This is a genomic window from Mucilaginibacter sp. HD30 (assembly GCF_054061755.1).
In genome coordinates this window covers 2,467,017-2,487,395 of sequence record NZ_JBSSEO010000001.1, presented here as the reverse complement: position 1 = coordinate 2,487,395, position 20,379 = coordinate 2,467,017, and the positions used below count along the sequence as shown (strand labels likewise).

The following is a 20,379-nucleotide window of genomic DNA, read 5'->3' as shown; positions in this document are numbered from 1 at the left end:
ATGGGCGTAACTCGTTTAAAAAGAAAAGATAGAAGAAACAAAACTTTCTCAAGATTAGAAGTTCAGTTTTTGAAAAATGCCACCAACTTAGAGTATGGTAGCCGTTCAAATGAATCAAAAAATAGCCAGATAGCTAAAAACAACGAAGTTTTAGCAGCTGTTGCAGGCAAATAATTTCTAAACAAATTTATGGTCTAAAGTCTTGTCGGTGATAACCGGCGAGGCTTTTTTTGTGCGTTTATTTTGGATTAGGGTTGTCTGAAGTAAGATTCATAGGATATAAAGATTTTAGGATTACCCGGTAATTAAAATCTAATAATCCTGCACATCTTACAAATCCTGGTTAAGACAGATTAAGATAACATCTTCTTATTTATCTCCTTTATCAAGCCTGGGCCTTCATAAATAAAACCCGTGTAGAGCTGTACTAAAGCTGCGCCTGCCTTGATCTTCTCTAAAGCATCCTTTGCAGAGTGTATACCACCAACACCAATAATAGGGAACGAGTGATTTGATTTGTTGGCCAGATAACGAATTACTTCGGTAGCGCGTTTGGTTAGGGGCGCGCCGCTCAAACCACCAGCCTCCGTCTTTAGTGCCTCATTTTTTAATCCCGATTTGTCAATGGTGGTATTGGTAGCTATAATGCCGGCAATTTTGGTTTCCTGTACTATCTCAACAATGTCGTCCAGTTGCTCGTTGGTTAGGTCTGGGGCTATTTTAAGCAGAATGGGTCTGCTTATGTCATCTTTATTGTTGCGCTGCTGTAGCGTGTTTAAAATGTGCATAAGGGGTTCTTTTTCCTGTAATGCCCGTAAGCCAGGCGTGTTGGGCGAGCTTACATTCACCACAAAATAATCTACCACATCAAACAGGCGGTCAAAACATTTTATATAATCATTAACGGCGTCTTCGTTAGGTGTATTTTTATTTTTGCCAATGTTGCCACCAATGATCAAACCTTTTTGTGCCTCGGGCTGGTTTTTGCGATAAGCTGCTATACGCGATGCCAAAACATCAACGCCCAGGTTGTTAAAACCCATGCGGTTAATAATTGCCTTATCCGCCGGACTGCGAAACATCCTTGGTTTTGGGTTGCCGGGTTGGGGCAGCGGGGTTACGGTACCTAACTCCACAAAGCCAAAACCCAGATTAGCCATTTCGGTTATCACCTCGCCATTCTTATCAAACCCGGCTGCCAAACCCACCGGATTTTTAAATTTAAGGCCAAATACTTCTTTTTCCAACCGGTCATCACGCAGATCCCACAACGCACGGCTTAATGCCGCTCCTCCCGGGAAGCCGTTAAAGCGCCTTAAATTGCGGGTTACAAAGTAATGAACGTTTTCGGGGTCGAATTGAAAAAGGATGGGTTTGAGTAGAGAATACATGCAGCAAAGTTAGTAGTTTGGTTGGTAGTTTTTCGTTCATAGTTTATGGTTCATAATTCATAGTTATGTTGTTTTCTTTTTGTTAGCCATTATAGTCAAGTAAAAGATTACATTAGTAAAGCCGATTACTATGAACCATTAACCAAGAACTATGAACTTTTTAAGCTCCCGCCGAAATTTTATCAAAACTGCATCTATTGGCACACTGGCCGCTGTCAGTATTCCTCAAATTGTATCTGCTGCTATAGCGGAGCATCCTATAGCGAAAAAAGTTGCTATTGAAAAAGGCGACGTGATACTTTTTCAAGGCGATTCCATCACCGATTCCGGCCGTAACAAAACCATTAATACACCCAACCTGGCATCGCCGCTGGGTAACGGTTACGCACTGATGGCCGCTGGCGAACTTTTATTGAAACATCCTGATAAGGACCTTAAAATATTTAACAAAGGAATTAGTGGTAATAAGGTTTATCAACTTGCCGAGCGCTGGGATGCCGATGCGCTGGATATTAAACCAACGGTATTAAGCATTCATATCGGCGTCAACGATTTTTGGCACACTTTAACCAGCGGTTATAAGGGAACCATTGAAACCTATATTGCCGATTATAAAAAACTGCTGGACCGCACTAAAACCGCATTGCCGGATGTAAAATTTATTTTATGTGAGCCTTTTGCGTTGATGGGAGTAAGGTCCGTCGACGAAAAGTGGTACCCAACGTTTGATCTGTTCCGCAGGGCCGCTCGGGATATTGCGGACGAATACAACGCGCCCTTTGTCCCTTACCAAGCAGCTTTTGATAAAGCTATAAAACAAGCGCCGCCCATTTACTGGACGGGCGACGGGGTGCATCCATCTGTAGCCGGTGCAGCGTTAATGGCGCAAACGTGGTTGGAAGCTGTTAAGTAGCTGAAAGGTAAGCTGAAAGATTGCATCTTGTTTAAACTATAAAACCTTTTAGTGTTCGCCTTTAATATTTTACCTCAAAAAACCGTACCTTTGCGCCCAAATGATCGCTATAAATAATTTAACGTTCGAGATAGGTGCGAGGGCGTTGTATGATGAGGCCAACTGGCACATTAAACCCGGAGAGAAAATTGGACTGATTGGTGCTAACGGAACCGGAAAAACCACACTTTTAAAAATAATTGTAGGTGATTACAAACCTACTTCGGGTACCATATCAATGGCTAAGGACCTTACCATGGGTTACCTTAACCAGGATCTGTTGTCATACTCGTCTGATAAAAATATCGTGCATGTGGCTATGGAGGCTTTTGAACGCCAAAACCAATTGCATGATGAGATTGAAGTTTTGCTTAAAAAGCTGGAAACTGAATACACCGAAGATATTTTACATAAACTAAGCGACAAGCAAAGCGAGTTTGAAGCGCTTGACGGGTACAATATTGAATACAAAGCGCACGAGATTTTAGCCGGTTTAGGTTTTAGCGAGTCTGATTGCCACCGTAAGCTAAGCACCTTTTCGGGTGGATGGCGTATGCGGGTAATGCTTGCCAAAATACTTTTGCAGGCACCAGATATTTTGCTGCTGGATGAGCCTACCAACCACCTGGACTTACCCTCTATACAATGGCTGGAAGATTATTTGAAAGCATTTACCGGCGCCATAATCATTGTATCGCACGATAGGTGGTTTTTAGATAAGGTGATTAACCGCACGGTTGAGTCGCGCAAGGGTAAACTGAACGTGTACGCAGGTAATTACACTTTCTATCTGGAAGAAAAAGCACTTCGTGCAGAAATTCAGCGTGGGGAGTTTAAAAACCAGCAATCAAAAATAAAGCAAGAAGAGCGTTTGATAGAGCGTTTCCGTGCCAAAGCATCCAAAGCAAAAATGGCGCAATCACGTATCAAAATGCTTGATAAGATGGAGCGTGTAGATGACGTGGATGACGACAATCCTGAAGTCAACTTCAGCTTTAAATTTAGCAAACAATCCGGTCGTCACGTAAGTACGTTGGAGCACATCACCAAAAAATATCCTGCAATTGATATTTTAGACGATGCAGAAGCCATAATTGAAAAAGGTGATAAAATTGCACTGATAGGTGCCAACGGTAAAGGTAAATCGACGCTGCTGCGTATTGTGGCCGGAGCTGATAAAGAGTACCAGGGCACCGCAATAACGGGCCATAACGTTACGCAAACTTTCTTTGCGCAGCATCAACTGGAATCGTTACATCTTGAGCATCAGATCCTGCAGGAGCTGCAAGCTTTTGCTCCAAAACATACCGATACAGAGCTGCGCTCCATATTAGGTTCGTTCCTGTTTACAGGGGACGATGTTTTCAAAAAGATCAAAGTGTTATCCGGTGGTGAAAAATCGCGCGTGGCCTTGGCTAAAGCGCTAACCGCAGATGCTAACTTTTTGGTACTGGATGAGCCTACCAATCACCTGGATATGGCTTCTGTTAATATACTGATACAGGCTTTACAGCAGTATGAGGGTACGGTTATAGTAGTATCGCACGACAGGTATTTCCTGGATAATGTGGCCAATAAGATCTGGTTTATTGAAGATCAAAAGATCAAGCAATATCCGGGTACTTACGCCGAATATGATGTGTGGAACGATAAACGTAAGTTAGAGCCTAAAGCAGCAGCAGCAACTCCTCAGCCAAAAAAAGAAGAGAAAAAACCTGAACCGGTTAAGCAGCAGCCATCAGAAAATAAACATCAGCAGCTAAAAAAGTTAAACCAGGATCTTTCTAAAATGGAGGAGCAGATAGCTGGTTTGGAAAAAAACGTTAAGGATTTCGAAGCCAAACTGGCCGACGATAAAATATATAACGACGGCGCCAAATTAAATGAAACCAACGCCGCCTATTCGCAAAAGCAGGCGGAGTTGAAAAATCTGCAACAAGCCTGGGAAACATTGGCGGAGCAGATAATGGAGCTGGAAGGGTAAATTTTCAGTCATATCGAACCTGTTTTGGCATCCCACCAAACATGAATGCGCGCTAAGCATGTGGGATGCTGAAACAAGTTCAGCATGACGATATATTGTCATTATCATGAAGATCCATATCATGGGCGCGTCATGCGCCGGTTCTACAACGCTGGGTAATGCGCTGGCTAAGCGCTTAGGTTACACCTATCTGGATACTGACCATTATTATTTCGTTCCATCAGAAATACCTTATTCAGTAAAGCGCGATCCGGCAGAAAGGATTGCCATGCTTAAAGCTGATTTTGAGGCTAATGAGGACGTTATTGTCGGCGGATCATTAGTTAGCTGGGGCGATGATTGGCATACCAAATTTGATCTGGTGGTTTTTCTTTATCTACCTCATGCTATACGGATGCAACGTCTCGACGCCCGTGAATTAAAGCGTTACGGCGATAAAATATTTACCGACCCTTATCGTGCAGCGCAATACCAAAAGTTCACTGGCTGGGCCAATGGGTACGATGATAACAGTACAAATGGAAGAAATCTGAGCGTGCATCAACAATGGATAAGCAAATTAAATTGCCCTGTTTTGAAAATAGAGGGTGATACTACGGTGGATGAGCGCATAGAGCAGGTGATGGAAAACATCAAAAGAGTATAAAACAGCTGATTGTATTCTGATATAATAATATGTAAATTTGAATATGGCGACACTGATAATGCATCCGCAGACCAAGGAACAAGAAACTGTTTTGAAAGCTATAGCTAAAGCATTGAAAATTAGCGTAGAGGAAGGTCCTTATGATCCTGAGTTTGTGTCTATGATTAAAAAAGCACAAAAAAGCGGTAAATACACAGAAATAGATCCTAAAGATGTATGGGGAAGTTTAGGATTGAAATAGAGGAATTAGCGAAAACACACTTAAAGCAGCACTATAAATCCGGCGATAAGGTAAGCATAAAAAAAATAGAAAAAATACTTATTGAACTTTCCGAAACACCATTTGTTGGAATTGGCAATCCTGAAGCTTTGAAATACTCGCTTAATGGTTTATGGTCAAGGAGAATAAATCAGAAAGACAGACTTATCTATCAAGTTGAAGAGAATGTAGTAACTGTTTTTGTTATTTCAGCTATGGGACACTATAATAAGTAGCGATATGGCAAAGCGCGCTATTTTATTACTATTTCTGTCAAATTGGGTTTTTAACACCCTCGCCCAAACCCCTTATACCAATTACGTTTTCAACCCTGCTATAAAAAGCGTAGAATTATACAACACCTCAAAAGTTGGCTCTTTCCCTGTTATCAATTTAAACACACCCGAGCAGTTGTTATTGGCATTTGATGATCTGCGCGGCGGATTTCATAATTATTATTATACAATTGAGCATTGCGATAACAAATGGAACTCATCGGGCCTTTCAATAGGGTTTTACCTGCAAAGTTACCAGGACGACCGCATTATAGATTATTTATACTCCACCAATACCATGCGTAAGTACACGCATTACGAGTTGAAGTTCCCAAATGAGAACATCAAACCGAAAATTTCCGGCAACTATGTGCTTAAGGTGTATGAAGATGGCGATCAGAATAAAATGATACTTACCAGGCGTTTGTACGTTTTAGGTAGCCGTGTAGGGGTTGCCGCAGATGTAGTTACGCCTAATCTTGTTCAATTAAGACAAACCGGGCAAAAGGTAAATGTACAGGTAAACTATGGCGGGCTGGTTGTCCAAAACCCTAACTCGGACATGCGGTTGGTGGTAATGCAAAACGAGCGCAGTGAAACGGCGCAAACCAATATTGCGCCTACCTATGTGCGCAACGGCCAACTTATTTATAACGATATCAGCATCAATAATTTTGCGGGGCGCAATGAGTTCAGGCGTTTTGATACACGCACACTGAAGCTTAACTCGCAACGTATAGGCCGTATCTATCGCGATACCGCTTATTCTGTTGTATTACTTACAGAGCCGCTGCGCAACAACCCGGATTATCTATTTGAGTTTGACAACGATGGCCGCTTCTTTATCCTGAATCAGGATGGTAATGATGCCCGCCGCGATGCAGATTACACGTACGTTTATTTTAGCCTGGCACCAGGTAATTTGCCCAGTCAGGGAGCGGTGCACCTGATTGGCCAATTTAATAATTATCGTATTGACGAACGCAGCAAGCTGGAGTTTGATGCCGGAGCGGGCCGGTATATCGGTAAGCAATTGCTAAAACAGGGTGTCTATGACTACGAATACACATGGGTAGACAACGCCGGCAAGGCAGATGATGTGCCCATAGAAGGCAGCCACTTTGAAACCGAGAATGAGTACCAGGTATTGGTTTATTACCGCCCCCCAAGCGCCCGCTGGGATGAGTTGGTAGGCTACCGTATGCTCAGTACCGCCAAAAAATAAGCTACTGTAGGTTAATTAATGCAAACCACTACCTTTGATGGTAGAATGACGCAAACCAACCCTGCATTTGATAAACAATGGCTGTACCTTTTTATAGGTGTTGCGGTGCTGATCAACTTAACAGGATTGTTTATCCCTATTATGGGGCCTGATGGTACGCTTTACGCTACCATCGCCAAAACCATGGTACAGCGCAATAACTACATTGAGCTGTTTTATAACGGTACCGACTGGCTGGATAAACCACACTTCCCTTTTTGGGTAACTGCATTTTCTTTTAAGCTTTTAGGTTTTACCACATTTGCCTATAAATTGCCCGCTATACTTTTTATGCTGATGGGGGCGGGGTATACCTATTTGTTCGCTAAAAGATTATATAATACGCAAATAGCATTATGGTCCGTATTAATATTGCTTACTGCACAGCATATTATTTTATCTAATAACGATGTACGCGCCGAACCGTATTTAACCGGGCTGATCATTGCGTCAGTGTATCATTTGTACCGCGCGCAAAAAGGCAACTACCGGCAATTGGTATTGGCCTGCCTTTTTGCCGCCTGTGCAGTTATGACCAAGGGTCTTTTCGCGCTGGTGCCCATTTGCGGAGCCATAGGCGGGCACTTGTTCATCACAAGGCAATGGAAGCAGTTATTCAATGTAAAGTGGCTTATAGCCGCTGTATTAATCCTGATATTTATTTTACCTGAATTATACTGTCTTTATGTACAGTTTGATGCCCATCCCGAAAAATTGATCTTTAACACGCATAACGCATCGGGCATAAAATTCTTTTTTTGGGACAGCCAGTTTGGGCGGTTTTTTAATACCGGGCCAATCAGAGGCCACGGCGATCCTTTCTTTTTTGTGCACACCGCTTTGTGGGCGTTCTTACCCTGGTCGTTGTTATTGTTTGTCGCACTGTTTCAGTCGATGAAAAAAGGCAGCCGTATGGTATTTCGCACCGAGTGGTATTGTATAAGCGGCTCCATGCTTACTTTCTTGCTCTTTTCTGCCTCAAGCTTTCAGTTGCCGCATTATTTAAATGTTGTGTTCCCGTTCTTTTCTATAATTACCGCACAGTACCTGTACGATATAAAAGCGCCGGGAAGTGTTAATGCGGTTAAAATAACGCAAGGCATCATTTTCGCGTTGTTGCTGCTGGTTATAGTGGCTCTCCATTACTTCTACCGGCCCGAAACTTTAACGTTTGTTATAGCTTTCTTTTTAGGAGTGATCTTCTTGTTCTCCTTCCTGCTTCCGCAACGCATAAGCCAAAGTATTATGCCACAAATTGTTTTGCGGACGGTAATGGTCTCCTTCATTGTCAACCTTTACCTTAATCAGGTTTTTTATAAGTCGTTATTGAAATATCAAGCCGGCAGTGAAGCCGCGGCGTGGATCAATGAACATAACCCACAAGATTTGCCGGTTGTGCAGGTAAATGAGGATATGACTACCCCTTTTGAATTTTACATTGACGCAGAGACGAAAACCATATCGGGAGAGGTGATATCAAGCGAGGTGAAAAAAGAGACCATTCTATTTGGCTCTAAGGCATACATCAATACGCTTGCCGGTAAAGGCTGGCAGGTTAAACCGCTTAAAGATTTTAATAGATACTGGATAAGCAGGTTGAAGCCTTCGTTTTTGAATAGGGCAACCCGTAGCAAAGAGCTCACCGAAATGCAAGTGGCTTTAGTAACTCCAAAATGACAATCGCGCCAAAATAAAATCTTACTTTTGCCGCAATGAATACATCACTGAAAAACAAATTCGATAGCATAATTTTTGATCTGGACGGTACGCTTTGGGATAGTACCGGCGTGGTAGCCGAGGCATGGCAGGCCGCTAAAGAGCAAGTTGATTTTATAAAAGAAGACGTTACCGCCGATATGGTGAAAGGCATCACCGGCATGACCTATAAAGCCATTTTCGAGAAGTTGTTTCCTTATCTTACAGATGAAAAACGCGAGGAGTATAAAGCCATAGCGGCAAAATATGAGTTGGAAATTTTGCACACAAAAGGCGGGCAGCTTTACCCGGCTTTAGCAGAAACATTACAATATTTATCAACCAAATACAAACTCTATATCGTCAGCAATTGCCAAAGCGGTTACATTGAAGTTTTTTTTAAAACCAGTGGACTGGAAAAATATTTTTTGGGCCACCAATGCTACGGCACAAAGAATATGCCCAAGGCAGATAACATAAAGGATATTGTAAACGATCATGACCTAAAGGCACCTGTTTACGTGGGCGATACCATGGGCGATTATAATGCCGCGGTTGGTGCCGGCGTGCCTTTTATATTTGCGTCATACGGTTTTGGAAAGGTAGACGAAGATCAGGTGGCAACTATTGATACGGTAGGTGATTTAACTCAGTTGCTATAACCCACTTCTATCATTAGGCTATCAAAATTGAAGTAAAAGCCAAATGTGTCGCGTATTTTGCCTGGGACTCGTCCTATAGTAATTCCATCGTTTTTCAAGCTCTCAAAACACTTGGTCACTTCTTCTTCACTGTTTAACATAAAGCCGATGTGAAATGCATGGGGATAGGTTACTTCTCCCGCTTTGTCTTTCATAATAACAAGGATAAAGCCATCCTCGCCCTTTAAGATGGCGATGGCATTATCGCCTTTAATAGTCTCGCATTTAAAGCTAAAATGTGTTTCAAATAGCTTTACCGTATTTTCAACAGTCGATACTACTAAGTTAATATGGTTAAGCCTCATTGGTTAAATGTATTTTACATCAAAGATAAAACTTAGATATTATCTTTGATAGATGAGGATCTCGAAATACCTGCACTCTTGCTTAGTGTTTGAGCTGGATGGTTATAAGCTACTGTTTGACCCAGGCAAATTTAGTTTTGCCGAAGGCTTGGTGCAGCCCGAAATGTTTGCCGATATCAATGGGATTATCATCACCCACGTGCATCCGGATCATTTGGATGTAGATATTCTTGACCGTATCCTGGCTTTAAACAATGCGCCCGTTTATACTAATGCTCAGGTTGGCGAAGTGCTTACCAAAGCCGGATTAGCGCATACTGTTTGGAGCGATGGGACCTATAGCCTTGGCCCGTTTAAATTACAAGCTATATCAGTAAAGCATGAGTTGATATTGGATAACCCGCTGCCTCAAATGACGGGTTTTGTCATCAACGATAAAATACTCCATCCGGTTGATTCGATGGAAGATGATTTATTGACTTATAAAGGAATTGAACTGCTCATCATGGTAACCATGGCACCCTTTACCAACGAACTCCGCATAACAGAGTTTGCAGATAAATTACAACCTAAACAGATCCTGCCTGTTCATGACGGCTACGCTAAAGACTTTTTTATTGAGCAGCGGTATGCTGCTTATCAACAACACTTTGAGAAACGTGGTATAAAATTTAACCCGATTTACAAAGTTGGGGATAGCGTGACCCTTTAATTACTGCAACTTTTTGATCAGATCAGTACCTAAAGCATCCGTGCTTTCGCTTGCATTGGATAAAACAATAACAGCGAGTTTCTTTTCTGTATTAAAGGCCAAAAAGCTGCTGCTGCCATAGGTGCCGCCGTTATGGTAGGTGTAATCAACGCCACCAACTTTAATAATATGCCAGCCCAAAGCAATCGGCGTGTCGCTGTTTTTAAACGTTATCTGGTGGGTTAACTTAAAAGCTTTTGATAGTTTGCTCTCATCAGTCGCCATGTTAGCTTTCGCGTAAATAGCCAGATCGTTAACGGTTGATCGTAAAGACCCTGCAGCCGCCAATGCGTCAAAATCCCATGCCGGGGTAACATTACCCTGGTCATCATATACCGCAGCAAACCTGTCGGCAAGTATACGCGGTAAATGCTGGGCAGTGCCTTTCATTTGCAGTGGTGTTGTAATAATTTCCTGTACAATTTGCTCATAAGGCTTGCCACTAATTTTCTCCATTATAACGCCTAATAAGCCTACGGCAACGTTTGAATATGCGTAGGTTGTGCCCGGCTCATTATTAAGTCGGCAACTTTTTAGGTAAGCAAATAGCAATTGTTTATTGTAGTTTTTGTAAGGATTTGATTGATCGTACGGCTTTTGCGCCTGAAAATTAGTGGGAAGACTGGGCAGGCCTGAAGTATGGTTACTTAAATTAAGCAACGTAACATTTTTTAGCTGAACATTAGATGCTACTGAATCCGGCAGGTATTTAGTTATCGGGTCGCTTAGTTTTATTTTTCCCTCATTTACGTACCAAGCCAATAGAGCAGCGGTAAAAGTTTTGGTTATTGAACCTATTTCGAACAATGTATTGCCGGTAGGTAATTTATTGTTGCTTTTAGTAGTTTCACCATAGTTATAAATGCTGACGTTGCCGTTTTTTATAATCCCTATGCTAAGGCCTACGGTATTAACCTTTTGAATGTAGGCGCGGGCTGCAGTGTCAACCTTTTTGTCAATTAATGTTACCCGCGGATTACTGGTGGCAGTTTGCATGAGCTTTTTAACAGAAACGTCTTTATAAGGCTGAAACAGAAAAAGCTCTATCTTATCAAACTGATCAAGGCTTAGCATTAGTTGCAGCGTTACTGCATCGAGCTTTAGCTTGTAAGTAGCGGTTTTGTTATTTACAAAGCTGATGAGTGAATCAGATTTGATATTGCCTAACGGGAATAACTGCTGGTTGCAAACCGCTTGAAAGGCGTTTGGCGTTAAGGCCAGTTTGAATTTGTCGCCCATAAGGGCATACAATTCGTTAGCATTCTTTAATTTGAATTTTTGCTTTATCAGTGTTAATACAGAATCTGTTTTTTGCAGCTGGCGGTTTTGGGCAGAAGTATTGTTGTGTATTAAGACAAATACTAAGACCCAAACCACTAAAACAAATCGCCTCATAATTCGATATTTTTACGACGTTTGCCCGGCCAGAAGGTACAATACCGCCATACGTATAGCCACACCATTCTCCACCTGATCAAGTATAATAGACTGCTTGCTATCTGCTACGTCGCTGGTTATTTCAACACCGCGGTTAATGGGGCCGGGGTGCATAACGGTGATCTCTTTGTCCAGGGAGTTTAATATCTGTTTGTTCAACCCATACAGCATTGTGTATTCCCGCAGGGAAGGAAAGTATTTGATATCCTGACGCTCGAGTTGGATGCGCAGCATATTGGCAACATCGCACCAGTTTAGCGCCTTGATTAAGTTGTGCTCAACTTTAACCCCTAACGCGCCGATGAATTTTGGCATCAGCGTGGTGGGGCCGCAAACCATAACTTCGGCACCCAATTGTTTAAGGCATAATATGTTAGACAGTGCTACACGCGAGTGCAATATATCACCTACAATCACCACCTTTTTTCCTGCTACATCGCCATATTTTTCGCGGATGGAGAACGCATCTAACAAAGCCTGCGTAGGGTGCTCATGTGCACCATCGCCTGCGTTAACTATCTGCGCCTTTACGTGTTTAGATAGAAAGATGCCGGCACCGGCATATGGGTGGCGCATTACCACCATATCCACCTTCATGGCAAGGATGTTATTTACCGTATCAATCAGTGTTTCGCCCTTACTAACCGATGATGACGAGGCTGAAAAGTTAACCACATCTGCAGAAAGACGTTTTTCGGCCAGTTCAAATGAAAGACGCGTACGGGTAGAGTTTTCAAAGAATATATTGGCTATAGTAACATCGCGAAGCGACGGAACTTTCTTTATCGGCCGGTTTAAAACAGATTTAAAAGTATCGGCAGTTTCAAATATCAGTTGAATGTCCGCTTCGTTTAAGTCTTTAATGCCGAGTAAATGCCTTGTGCTTAATCCCATAGTTTTTAATTTCGAATGTCGGATGTTCGATTTCGAATTTTATTCTTTTTATTTAGCGGTTTCTCAAAATGTTCAATCCGAAATTGAACAACCGAAATCCGGTATATCTTATTTTACTTCCGATAACAGTACAATTCTGTCCTCGCCATCTGTTTCTTTCCAGCTCACTACCACTTTTTGCGATGCGATGGAATCTACCTCAATTCCCACATAATCGGCAGATACAGGTATATGACGTGAGTAGCGACGGTCAACCAATGTTAAAAGTTCTACTTTTTCAGGGCGGCCAAAGGCCAGCATAGCGTCCATGGCGGCGCGGATGGTGCGGCCGGTCCAAAGCACGTCATCCATCATGATCACTTTTTTGCCTTCAATAATAAAATCTATTTTGGTTTGATTAGGCAGCAGCGGCGATTCCCTTCTGCGGAAATCATCCCGGTAAAAAGTGATATCCAGGTCGCCTTGTTCTATAGTGCTTTCCGGTAAAATTTTACGTAATTCTTCAGCCACCCTCTTGGCCAAATAAATGCCGCGTGGCTGAATGCCTATCAATACTGATTCAGAAAAATCGTTGTGATTCTCAATTAACTGACGACATAAACGTTGAATGGTTATCTGAAATTTTTTTCCGTCGAGCAGTGTTAGATTTTGCATCGTATGGGTGGATTTGGGCAAAGGTAATTATTTTTTGATTAGTTGAATAGTTGATTGGAGATTAGTTTTTGTTTGTACTGCTAATGTTTTAATCTAAAAGTATAATCAACACAATAAAAAAGCCCTGCTGATTGCTCAACAGGGCTTGCAAAACTTATTAGTTAAAGCTTAGTTAGCTTCTTCTTCTGACTTTTTAGCAGCTGACTTTTTAGCAGCGGCTTTAGTCTCAGCGCCTTCCATTTGCTCTTTTAGCTGTGCTAAAACGCTTAGGTCGCCTAAAGTTGATTTCTCAACTGAGTCTTTAACTTTTTTAACTGCACTGCTTGCAGATTTAGCTTCTTTTTTGCGGTTCTCAAAATCCTGCATGCGGGCCTCTGCACGGGCTTCTTCCCAAATACGTGAGTGAGATATCACAATACGTTTGCTGTCTTTATTAAATTCAATGATCTTAAATTCAGCAACCTCATCAGCTTTAAGGCTCTTGCCATCTTCTTTAACCAGGTGTTTGGTTGGCACAAAGCCTTCAACACCATAAGGTAAAGCAACAATAGCACCTTTATCAGTTACCTTTAATACGGTACCTTCATGTATAGAGTCTATAGTGAAGATAGTTTCAAAAGTATCCCAAGGGTTTTCTTCTAATTGTTTGTGGCCTAAGCTTAATTTACGGTTATCAATATCCAGTTCTAAAACAACCACATTCAGTTTTTCACCAACTTTAGTGAATTCGTTAGGGTGATTAACTTTTTTAGACCATGATAGATCAGAAATGTGGATCAAGCCGTCAATTCCGTCTTCAAGTTCAACAAACACGCCAAAGTTGGTCATGTTTTTAACTGTAGCAACGTGCTGAGTACCGATGGCGTATTTCTCGCCTGCATTTTGCCAAGGATCAGGAGTTAATTGCTTAATGCCTAATGACATTTTGCGTTCATCGCGATCAAGGGTTAATACTTGTGCTTCAATTTCGTCGCCAACTTTCAAGAATTCCTGAGGGTTACGCAGGTTTTGAGACCATGACATTTCTGACACGTGGATCAAACCTTCAACACCTGGGATAATTTCTAAGAATGCGCCGTAATCAGCAACAGTTACTATGCGGCCTTTAACTTTTGAACCAATTTGTAAGGTTTCATCAAGCGACTGCCAAGGGTGTGGGGTTAATTGTTTTAAACCAAGAGCGATACGTTTTTTCTCGTCATCAAAGTCAAGAACAACAACGTTGATCTTTTGATCTAATGCTAAAATTTCGCGTGGATGCTCTATGCGGCCCCAAGATATATCTGTAATGTGCAGTAAGCCATCAACACCACCAAGGTCAATAAATACACCAAAGTCTGTAATGTTTTTAACTGTACCTTCCAATACCTGGCCTTTTTCAAGTTTGGCAACAATCTCGGTTTTTTGATTTTCAAGATCGTCTTCAATAAGCACTTTGTGCGATACCACAACGTTTTTAAATTCGTGGTTGATCTTAACAACCTTGAACTCCATAGTTTTACCTACGTAAACATCGTAATCACGAATTGGCTTAATGTCAATTTGAGAGCCTGGTAAGAAGGCTTCAACGCCCATTATATCAACTATCAAACCACCTTTTGTTCTGCTCTTCACAAAACCGGTGATGATCTCGTCGTTATCAAGTGCAGAATTAATTTTTTCCCATGATTTTTGAGTTTTTGCACGTTTACGGGAAAGTACTAACTGTCCGTTAGCATCTTCTTGTGATTCAACAAAAACGTCAACTTGATCACCGATCTTCAGATCAGGTGTATCACGGAATTCAGAAACAGATACCAAACCATCAGATTTAAACCCAACGTTTAATACTACATCCTTGTTGTTAACATTAACAACAGTACCGGTAATAATTTCGCCTTTAGTGATAGAGCTGAAAGTTCCATCATAAAGTTTTTCCATTTTTTCGCGCTCACTGTCGCTGTAGTTACCAAATTTTTTGTCGTCAGCATCCCAGTCAAAATCTGCGTCTGGTGCTGTAGCGATCTGAGATTTGATGTCTTCGATCGATATTGAATCAGCTTCTGATTCAATCGTCTCTTTTTCTGCTGTAGCGGTTGCTGTTCCCAGCTCTGCCTCTTTAGCTTTTAATTCTTTTTCTGCTTCTTGTTTTTTTGCCATTAAATATTTTATCTCCTTTTCCCAACCTTAATTGGGACTGCAAAGGTAGAACTATAATTTTATTCAAAAAAATTTAATTTAAGGTTTATTGGTTGATTTTAAGGCTTTTTTGCGTTCCGATAGCCTTTTTTATCAATATTACTATTGAGTTAAGGCGGGGGCTCCTTTGTCTGTGGCTAACTTTTCTGCTATTTCATTAAAAATCAGCAGGTAACCAGGCAAAAGAGATGCGTTGTACTGGGTAAGTATTCCCGTCATTTTATACTCTTGCTCCAGGGTAAATGGATCCTGCCATATCCGCATGCAAATGCGTCTGAGCGCATAGGTTATCTGCGAGATATCCGCATAAGTATGCAGGTAACGGTCTTTTTTAAATTTCTCAAGATATTTTAAAAAAAAGTCCGGATTTTTTACGCCTGAAATCTCAAAAAAGTCGCATATAACATCGTCTTCACAACCATCCAGATGATCATAAAAGTCATTAACGCCTATTTTTTTGGTAGTAATTAACAGGCTATCCAAAACAAGTTCAACCGCTATATGGCCCAGAAAAAAAGGGTTTAACCGGCGAGCCTTCAATTGAAGACAGCAGCTTTTTTTTTAACTCATGGCTGTTTGTTTTAAAAAACTCAGATGAGTGAAAATAGCGATCGACGGCAAGATGTTTGTTCCATCCGTTTATTATATTATTAACCCTGCTGTCTGAATGATGAAGTCTTTCGGGGTGAAGTACAATGGTTTTATTGGCATTTTTAAGCAGATCAGGTAGCACTGTTCCTAATATGTGGTAGCAATCGGTAACGTCGCGGTCAAAATAATAGTGTGACAAAAAATTCATATACAGCGTTTCGGGGACGACCTGCTTTAAAGCTACAAAAAATATAGCAAAGCAGCGCATTTGTAGGGATATTCTATTCATTACCGCTCAATCTATATAAACTATTATCTTTGGCGTCCCGATAGCTATCGGTATTCAAATAACATAAAAAATGAATTTTTTAGAAGAACTGCGCTGGCGCGGCATGTTGCATGATATAATGCCCGGAACTGAAGAATTGTTGAATAAAGGCATGGTTTCCGGATATATTGGTTTTGATCCTACTGCTGATTCTCTGCATGTAGGCAGCCTGGCCCAGATCATGACGCTGATACATTTTCAACGCGCAGGGCATAAGCCGTACGCTTTGGTGGGCGGCGCTACCGGCATGGTTGGCGACCCATCGGGTAAATCGGCAGAGCGTAATTTGCTTTCGGAGGATGTATTGCAAAAAAATCTTGCAGGTATAAAAGCGCAGCTGGAAAAATTCCTTGACTTTAACGGCGGGGCCAACAGTGCCCAAATGGTTAATAATTTTGACTGGTTTAAAGACTTTACCTTTTTGGATTTTATCCGTGAAGTGGGCAAGCACATCACGGTAAATTATATGATGGCCAAAGACTCTGTTAAGAAACGTTTAGAGGGCGAAACAGGCATGTCCTTCACTGAGTTTACTTACCAGTTGGTGCAAGGCTATGACTTTTATTATTTGTGGAAGAACCAGAACTGCGCTTTACAAATGGGGGGCAGCGATCAATGGGGAAATATTGTTACAGGCACCGAGCTGGTGCGCCGCAAAGGTGCTGGCGAGGCGTTTGCGCTTACTACACAATTGATTAAAAAATCAGACGGGAGTAAGTTTGGTAAAAGCGAGGGCGGCAATATATGGTTAGATGCTGAGAAAACGTCGCCATACAAATTTTATCAGTTTTGGTTAAACACCAGTGATGAGGATGCAAAAGCTTACATAAGGATATTTACGTTGTTTGAGGAACAAACCATAAAAGCATTAGAAACCGAGCAGGAAGCCGCCCCACATTTGCGTGCAATACAAAAAGCACTAGCTAAAGACATAACCATACGTGTGCACGGCGAAGCGGATTACGAGAAAGCTATAAAATCATCAGAGTTTTTGTTTGGAAATACAGGTATAGAGTTTTTAAGCGAGTTGAATAATGAGGAAGTCATAGGGCTGTTTGAAGGTGTGCCTAATTTTACGGTTGCTTTAGCTGATGTACACCAAGGTATAAATGCGATTGAGTTGCTTGCCGGCCAAGCCGCGGTTTTCCCATCAAAAGGCGAAGCAAAAAAGATGATTCAAGGCGGGGGAGTGGCTGTTAACAAAGTTAAAATACCATCTGCTGAGACCGTTTATTACACCGATGCGTTAATTAATGATAAGTTCTTAGTTGTTCAAAAAGGGAAGAAGAATTATTTTTTAATAATTGCTGAATAATTTGGATTCCAGACAAAAAGTATTTATTTTTGGATAAATGTCTGATAAGTTATGAAAAACTATAAACATAATACAGGTAAAACTGAAGTTGCCGAGCCCATGCTGGCTTATGGCTTGCAACCTAATTTATTTACTATGGTATTTGGTAACGCGGGCAAGCAATTTAACGCAATAGGTGCAAGTAGTTTTGATATGTTAACTCTTAGCAGGCAGGGGCTTCCAAAAAGCGGTTTAATGGCACTGGCAAAAAAAATATCGCTCACTTTACAAGAATTTGCCGGCATTATGCATATTTCTGAGCGCACCTTACAGCGCTATGATGATGATGCTATTATTAAAGTAGAATACGCTGAAAAAGCCGTTGAGTTAGCGCGCCTTTATACCCGTGGGCAAGAGGTTTTTGGCTCCTTAGATAAATTCAAAATCTGGATGAAATCACCTGTTCATGTTTTTAAAGGTGAAGCGCCCGTGTCTTTATTAGATACATCAATAGGTTTTGATATGGTATTTAAAGAGTTGGGCCGTATTGAGCACGGCATTTTTGCCTAATGATCCTTTACCGGTTAGTTAATTGTGTATACGCTGATGATCTGAGCGGAAACGGGTCGCGGTTATACGGGGGCCGGTGGAACAGTGAGGGCCGGGCGATGGTATATCTTGCCTCTTCGCGATCATTAGCGGTATTAGAGGCCCTGGCACATTTAAGCCCAACAAATATGCCCGACGACTTTTGCATGATGGTAATTGAAGTGCCCGACGGCTTTGAGGAATTAGATGCAGCAACCTTACCTAACGAATGGCAGGAATATCCCGAAAAACAAATACTTAAGCAAACAGGTAACGACTTTTTAAAACAAGCCAGAAATTTATTACTTAAAGTTCCATCAGCTTTGGTGAACGAGGAGTATAATTACCTGATGAACCCGCTGCACCCAAAAGCAAGCCTGGTGAAAATTGTAAGTAAAAAATCTTTCAGTTTTGATGAGAGATTGCTGGTATAAATTAAAAATCGCTCAGCAACTCCAGCTTTTTCTGATTGTATTCTTCCTGCGATATCAAACCATTTTCAAAAAGCGTTTTCAGTCTTTTTAATTTCTCGGTAAGTGCATCGGGTTTAACTTCCGCAACAGGAGCCGGCGTTACCGGTGGTGCTATGGGTTGACTATGCTCAACAACAGCAGCCTGAACAGCGGCTGCAGCAACTGGTTGCGACGGCGTTTCAAATTGTACCGAACCAGATTCTGCACGTTTTTGTTCCAGGTCACGCAATCTGCGGGCTTCGCGCTCGGCTTCTTTACGTTCCTGTGCGTATTGATATAGTTTTCGAGCCTGAACTTTAGGCAGATAGTCAACGCCCATTTCGGCGCCGTTGGTAGTGCGCACGCTGAATATGGCACCTATTATTTCTTCTTTGGTGTGTACGTCTACTATATCTTTCCAAACAAAATCTACAAATTTTATTGACAGACCTAAATTAGCCGGTGTGAAAAATAAGATGCGTTTATTGGTTATAGCAATGCAATCAGGCAACAAGTTTACCAACGGTTTTTTTTGAACTGCTATATAAATTATTTCTTCGCCGGTGGTTAACAGATCAGTAAGGCGGAGATAAACTTTTTCAACCGCTTTAGGATCTTGTTCGTCGTTCAAAAATTTCTCCATCATAGTATTTCAATGTTTAGTGGGCAAAAATAATAAATTCCCTTAGTTATGTACTAAGTTTTACGCTATCAATAAATTGCAGCCCCGTATATCAGCATTATCAAAACGGCCCAGCACTTCAAACTCGCCGTTGCCATTAAGTCGTCCCAAATCCTGCGTAGCAATAAAAGAGCAGGAGTTGATATTAGCCAGGTCAATTACGCTAATGCCGCCCGTTTTGTTTTCGGCTACTAAGCTTAGCGGATCATTTGTATCCCGTATAACTATACGCATCCAGGGCGGGCATTTAAATATGCCTTCACCTTTTGAGTAAGCTTGTGATAGTAATTCCGTCATACCATATTCTGAATGTATAGCTTCAACACCAAAACCATTACATAATATACTATGTAGCTCTTCGCGTATCATTTCTTTACGGCGACCCTTCATACCACCTGTTTCCATAACTATCAATTCGGGAAAATCTATTTGATATTGCTCCACAAAATCCAGTAAAGCGAAGGTAACACCAATTAACAACGTTGGCTTTCCTTCGGTTTTCCGTTTAACAAGTTGCTGGTAAAGCTCTTGGTGGTTATATAAATAAAAGCCGCTATGGGGGTTTCCTGATTGTTTGATCAGATCAGCAGCCATATAAATAAGCGACGAGCCCTCTCTTTCAAGATAGGATGGGAGCAGCGCCAAAATGGTGTATTTTTTGATATCGCCGTAAAATATTTCAAAAGCTTTTCTAAAACTCGCCTCGTATAAGCTAACATCGGTAACAAAGTGTTGGCTTGTAATCATACCAGTTGTGCCCGAACTGGTGAAAATGGTTGCTGCTTGCGCAGTATCACTCTTTACAGCTTGGTTTTTAAAAAAACTGATGGGTAAAAATGGGATCCCGCCAATGTTGGATACTTCATCCGGGTCCACTTTTAAACCTTTAATAAAGTCGCGGTAAATTTTGCAATGTGCGGCCTGATATTTAAATACCTGCAATGCTGTTGCATCAAACTGCTCTGCATTGCTAATAGAAAACACTTGTTCTTTACCGGGCTTTGTCATTAATACAAAGATAAGCAATGTAAGTATGGCTTATATCTTCTCCATTCAAT

The 20,379-nt window shown here is 41.4% G+C and carries 23 protein-coding genes; 13 read left to right on the top strand and 10 right to left on the bottom strand.

Annotated features, from left to right (window positions below):
• Nucleotides 1–174: a spore protein gene (locus tag ACVW2L_RS11835; RefSeq protein WP_457128178.1), complete on the top strand. Its 174-nt coding sequence runs from the start codon at nt 1–3 to the stop codon at nt 172–174.
• Between the two features lie 179 nt (nt 175–353).
• On the opposite strand, the gene ACVW2L_RS11830 is transcribed toward ACVW2L_RS11835, so the two are convergent.
• Complete coding sequence (locus tag ACVW2L_RS11830) at nt 354–1,391, bottom strand: quinone-dependent dihydroorotate dehydrogenase (protein WP_457128177.1); 1,038 nt, start codon at nt 1,389–1,391, stop codon at nt 354–356.
• A 151-nt stretch (nt 1,392–1,542) separates the two neighbouring features.
• On the opposite strand from ACVW2L_RS11830, the gene ACVW2L_RS11825 reads away from it, so the two are divergent.
• The 8 genes from ACVW2L_RS11825 (at nt 1,543) to ACVW2L_RS11790 (ending at nt 9,128) form a co-directional block, all read left to right on the top strand.
• Nucleotides 1,543–2,304, top strand: a complete 762-nt coding sequence (locus tag ACVW2L_RS11825) for an SGNH/GDSL hydrolase family protein (RefSeq protein WP_457128176.1) — start codon at nt 1,543–1,545, stop codon at nt 2,302–2,304.
• Nucleotides 2,305–2,404: 100 nt separating this feature from the next.
• Nucleotides 2,405–4,327, top strand: coding sequence for a ribosomal protection-like ABC-F family protein (gene abc-f, locus ACVW2L_RS11820; RefSeq protein ID WP_457128175.1), 1,923 nt, complete (start codon nt 2,405–2,407; stop codon nt 4,325–4,327).
• Between the two features lie 106 nt (nt 4,328–4,433).
• Nucleotides 4,434–4,973: an adenylate kinase gene (locus ACVW2L_RS11815; RefSeq protein WP_457128174.1), complete on the top strand. Its 540-nt coding sequence runs from the start codon at nt 4,434–4,436 to the stop codon at nt 4,971–4,973.
• Between the two features lie 43 nt (nt 4,974–5,016).
• Complete coding sequence (locus ACVW2L_RS11810; protein WP_457128173.1) at nt 5,017–5,214, top strand: DUF2683 family protein; 198 nt, start codon at nt 5,017–5,019, stop codon at nt 5,212–5,214.
• Nucleotides 5,190–5,468, top strand: a complete 279-nt coding sequence (locus ACVW2L_RS11805) for a Txe/YoeB family addiction module toxin (RefSeq protein WP_457128172.1) — start codon at nt 5,190–5,192, stop codon at nt 5,466–5,468. Before ACVW2L_RS11810 ends, ACVW2L_RS11805 begins: the two co-directional genes overlap by 25 nt.
• A gap of 4 nt (nt 5,469–5,472) precedes the next feature.
• Nucleotides 5,473–6,732, top strand: coding sequence for a type IX secretion system plug protein (locus ACVW2L_RS11800; protein ID WP_457128171.1), 1,260 nt, complete (start codon nt 5,473–5,475; stop codon nt 6,730–6,732).
• Between the two features lie 18 nt (nt 6,733–6,750).
• Nucleotides 6,751–8,448 (top strand): ArnT family glycosyltransferase, encoded by a 1,698-nt coding sequence (locus ACVW2L_RS11795; protein WP_457128170.1) that lies wholly within the window; start codon nt 6,751–6,753, stop codon nt 8,446–8,448.
• A 35-nt stretch (nt 8,449–8,483) separates the two neighbouring features.
• The gene (locus tag ACVW2L_RS11790) at nt 8,484–9,128 is read left to right on the top strand and encodes an HAD family hydrolase (protein WP_457128169.1); all 645 of its coding nucleotides are present in this window, start codon (nt 8,484–8,486) and stop codon (nt 9,126–9,128) included.
• On the opposite strand, the gene ACVW2L_RS11785 is transcribed toward ACVW2L_RS11790, so the two are convergent.
• Nucleotides 9,116–9,472 (bottom strand): VOC family protein, encoded by a 357-nt coding sequence (locus tag ACVW2L_RS11785; protein ID WP_457128168.1) that lies wholly within the window; start codon nt 9,470–9,472, stop codon nt 9,116–9,118. The genes ACVW2L_RS11790 and ACVW2L_RS11785 overlap by 13 nt on opposite strands.
• Nucleotides 9,473–9,524: 52 nt before the next feature.
• Here ACVW2L_RS11785 and ACVW2L_RS11780 point away from each other — a divergent pair, with 52 nt between their 5' ends.
• On the top strand, nt 9,525–10,184 hold the full coding sequence (locus ACVW2L_RS11780; protein WP_457128167.1) for an MBL fold metallo-hydrolase: 660 nt from the start codon (nt 9,525–9,527) through the stop codon (nt 10,182–10,184).
• On the opposite strand, the gene ACVW2L_RS11775 is transcribed toward ACVW2L_RS11780, so the two are convergent.
• From ACVW2L_RS11775 to ACVW2L_RS11750, 6 genes are all read right to left on the bottom strand, one after another.
• On the bottom strand, nt 10,185–11,618 hold the full coding sequence (locus ACVW2L_RS11775) for a serine hydrolase domain-containing protein (protein ID WP_457128166.1): 1,434 nt from the start codon (nt 11,616–11,618) through the stop codon (nt 10,185–10,187).
• Nucleotides 11,619–11,630: 12 nt separating this feature from the next.
• Entirely contained in the window at nt 11,631–12,554 is a 924-nt protein-coding gene (locus tag ACVW2L_RS11770) for an aspartate carbamoyltransferase catalytic subunit (RefSeq protein WP_457128165.1), read from the bottom strand.
• 108 nt (nt 12,555–12,662) lie between these two features.
• Nucleotides 12,663–13,208: a bifunctional pyr operon transcriptional regulator/uracil phosphoribosyltransferase PyrR gene (gene pyrR / locus ACVW2L_RS11765; protein ID WP_457128164.1), complete on the bottom strand. Its 546-nt coding sequence runs from the start codon at nt 13,206–13,208 to the stop codon at nt 12,663–12,665.
• Nucleotides 13,209–13,376: 168 nt separating this feature from the next.
• A complete protein-coding gene (gene rpsA / locus ACVW2L_RS11760; RefSeq protein ID WP_457128163.1) occupies nt 13,377–15,347 on the bottom strand; it encodes a 30S ribosomal protein S1 in 1,971 nt (656 codons plus the stop codon).
• 141 nt (nt 15,348–15,488) lie between these two features.
• Complete coding sequence (locus tag ACVW2L_RS11755; protein WP_457128162.1) at nt 15,489–15,926, bottom strand: hypothetical protein; 438 nt, start codon at nt 15,924–15,926, stop codon at nt 15,489–15,491.
• On the bottom strand, nt 15,877–16,266 hold the full coding sequence (locus ACVW2L_RS11750) for a hypothetical protein (RefSeq protein WP_457128161.1): 390 nt from the start codon (nt 16,264–16,266) through the stop codon (nt 15,877–15,879). The genes ACVW2L_RS11755 and ACVW2L_RS11750 overlap by 50 nt, the downstream gene beginning before the upstream one ends.
• A 70-nt stretch (nt 16,267–16,336) precedes the next feature.
• Here ACVW2L_RS11750 and tyrS point away from each other — a divergent pair, with 70 nt between their 5' ends.
• Genes tyrS through ACVW2L_RS11735 form a run of 3 tightly spaced genes read left to right on the top strand, consistent with a single transcriptional unit; the run spans nt 16,337 to nt 18,621 of the window.
• Nucleotides 16,337–17,620, top strand: a complete 1,284-nt coding sequence (tyrS, locus tag ACVW2L_RS11745) for a tyrosine--tRNA ligase (RefSeq protein WP_457128160.1) — start codon at nt 16,337–16,339, stop codon at nt 17,618–17,620.
• 51 nt (nt 17,621–17,671) lie between these two features.
• Nucleotides 17,672–18,169: a type II RES/Xre toxin-antitoxin system antitoxin gene (gene parS / locus ACVW2L_RS11740; RefSeq protein WP_457128159.1), complete on the top strand. Its 498-nt coding sequence runs from the start codon at nt 17,672–17,674 to the stop codon at nt 18,167–18,169.
• Complete coding sequence (locus ACVW2L_RS11735) at nt 18,169–18,621, top strand: RES family NAD+ phosphorylase (RefSeq protein ID WP_457128158.1); 453 nt, start codon at nt 18,169–18,171, stop codon at nt 18,619–18,621. The genes parS and ACVW2L_RS11735 overlap by 1 nt, the downstream gene beginning before the upstream one ends.
• Before the next feature lies 1 nt (nt 18,622).
• Here the strand turns inward: ACVW2L_RS11735 and ACVW2L_RS11730 are convergent, their stop codons facing one another.
• Complete coding sequence (locus tag ACVW2L_RS11730; protein WP_457128157.1) at nt 18,623–19,285, bottom strand: PH domain-containing protein; 663 nt, start codon at nt 19,283–19,285, stop codon at nt 18,623–18,625.
• A 57-nt stretch (nt 19,286–19,342) separates the two neighbouring features.
• Nucleotides 19,343–20,329 (bottom strand): LuxE/PaaK family acyltransferase, encoded by a 987-nt coding sequence (locus ACVW2L_RS11725; RefSeq protein ID WP_457128156.1) that lies wholly within the window; start codon nt 20,327–20,329, stop codon nt 19,343–19,345.
• Nucleotides 20,330–20,379: the final 50 nt, after the last annotated feature.

Excerpts from the sequence above, each read along its gene's own strand:
- ACVW2L_RS11835 (WP_457128178.1), top strand. The coding sequence starts at position 1 with ATGGGCGTAACTCGTTTAAAAAGAAAAGATAGAAGAAACAAAACTTTC.
- ACVW2L_RS11830 (WP_457128177.1), bottom strand. The coding sequence starts at position 1,391 with ATGTATTCTCTACTCAAACCCATCCTTTTTCAATTCGACCCCGAAAAC.
- ACVW2L_RS11825 (WP_457128176.1), top strand. The coding sequence starts at position 1,543 with ATGAACTTTTTAAGCTCCCGCCGAAATTTTATCAAAACTGCATCTATT.
- abc-f (WP_457128175.1), top strand. The coding sequence starts at position 2,405 with ATGATCGCTATAAATAATTTAACGTTCGAGATAGGTGCGAGGGCGTTG.
- ACVW2L_RS11815 (WP_457128174.1), top strand. The coding sequence starts at position 4,434 with ATGAAGATCCATATCATGGGCGCGTCATGCGCCGGTTCTACAACGCTG.
- ACVW2L_RS11810 (WP_457128173.1), top strand. The coding sequence starts at position 5,017 with ATGGCGACACTGATAATGCATCCGCAGACCAAGGAACAAGAAACTGTT.
- ACVW2L_RS11805 (WP_457128172.1), top strand. The coding sequence starts at position 5,190 with ATGGGGAAGTTTAGGATTGAAATAGAGGAATTAGCGAAAACACACTTA.
- ACVW2L_RS11800 (WP_457128171.1), top strand. The coding sequence starts at position 5,473 with ATGGCAAAGCGCGCTATTTTATTACTATTTCTGTCAAATTGGGTTTTT.
- ACVW2L_RS11795 (WP_457128170.1), top strand. The coding sequence starts at position 6,751 with ATGCAAACCACTACCTTTGATGGTAGAATGACGCAAACCAACCCTGCA.
- ACVW2L_RS11790 (WP_457128169.1), top strand. The coding sequence starts at position 8,484 with ATGAATACATCACTGAAAAACAAATTCGATAGCATAATTTTTGATCTG.
- ACVW2L_RS11785 (WP_457128168.1), bottom strand. The coding sequence starts at position 9,472 with ATGAGGCTTAACCATATTAACTTAGTAGTATCGACTGTTGAAAATACG.
- ACVW2L_RS11780 (WP_457128167.1), top strand. The coding sequence starts at position 9,525 with ATGAGGATCTCGAAATACCTGCACTCTTGCTTAGTGTTTGAGCTGGAT.
- ACVW2L_RS11775 (WP_457128166.1), bottom strand. The coding sequence starts at position 11,618 with ATGAGGCGATTTGTTTTAGTGGTTTGGGTCTTAGTATTTGTCTTAATA.
- ACVW2L_RS11770 (WP_457128165.1), bottom strand. The coding sequence starts at position 12,554 with ATGGGATTAAGCACAAGGCATTTACTCGGCATTAAAGACTTAAACGAA.
- pyrR (WP_457128164.1), bottom strand. The coding sequence starts at position 13,208 with ATGCAAAATCTAACACTGCTCGACGGAAAAAAATTTCAGATAACCATT.
- rpsA (WP_457128163.1), bottom strand. The coding sequence starts at position 15,347 with ATGGCAAAAAAACAAGAAGCAGAAAAAGAATTAAAAGCTAAAGAGGCA.
- ACVW2L_RS11750 (WP_457128161.1), bottom strand. The coding sequence starts at position 16,266 with ATGAATAGAATATCCCTACAAATGCGCTGCTTTGCTATATTTTTTGTA.
- tyrS (WP_457128160.1), top strand. The coding sequence starts at position 16,337 with ATGAATTTTTTAGAAGAACTGCGCTGGCGCGGCATGTTGCATGATATA.
- parS (WP_457128159.1), top strand. The coding sequence starts at position 17,672 with ATGAAAAACTATAAACATAATACAGGTAAAACTGAAGTTGCCGAGCCC.
- ACVW2L_RS11735 (WP_457128158.1), top strand. The coding sequence starts at position 18,169 with ATGATCCTTTACCGGTTAGTTAATTGTGTATACGCTGATGATCTGAGC.
- ACVW2L_RS11730 (WP_457128157.1), bottom strand. The coding sequence starts at position 19,285 with ATGATGGAGAAATTTTTGAACGACGAACAAGATCCTAAAGCGGTTGAA.
- ACVW2L_RS11725 (WP_457128156.1), bottom strand. The coding sequence starts at position 20,329 with ATGACAAAGCCCGGTAAAGAACAAGTGTTTTCTATTAGCAATGCAGAG.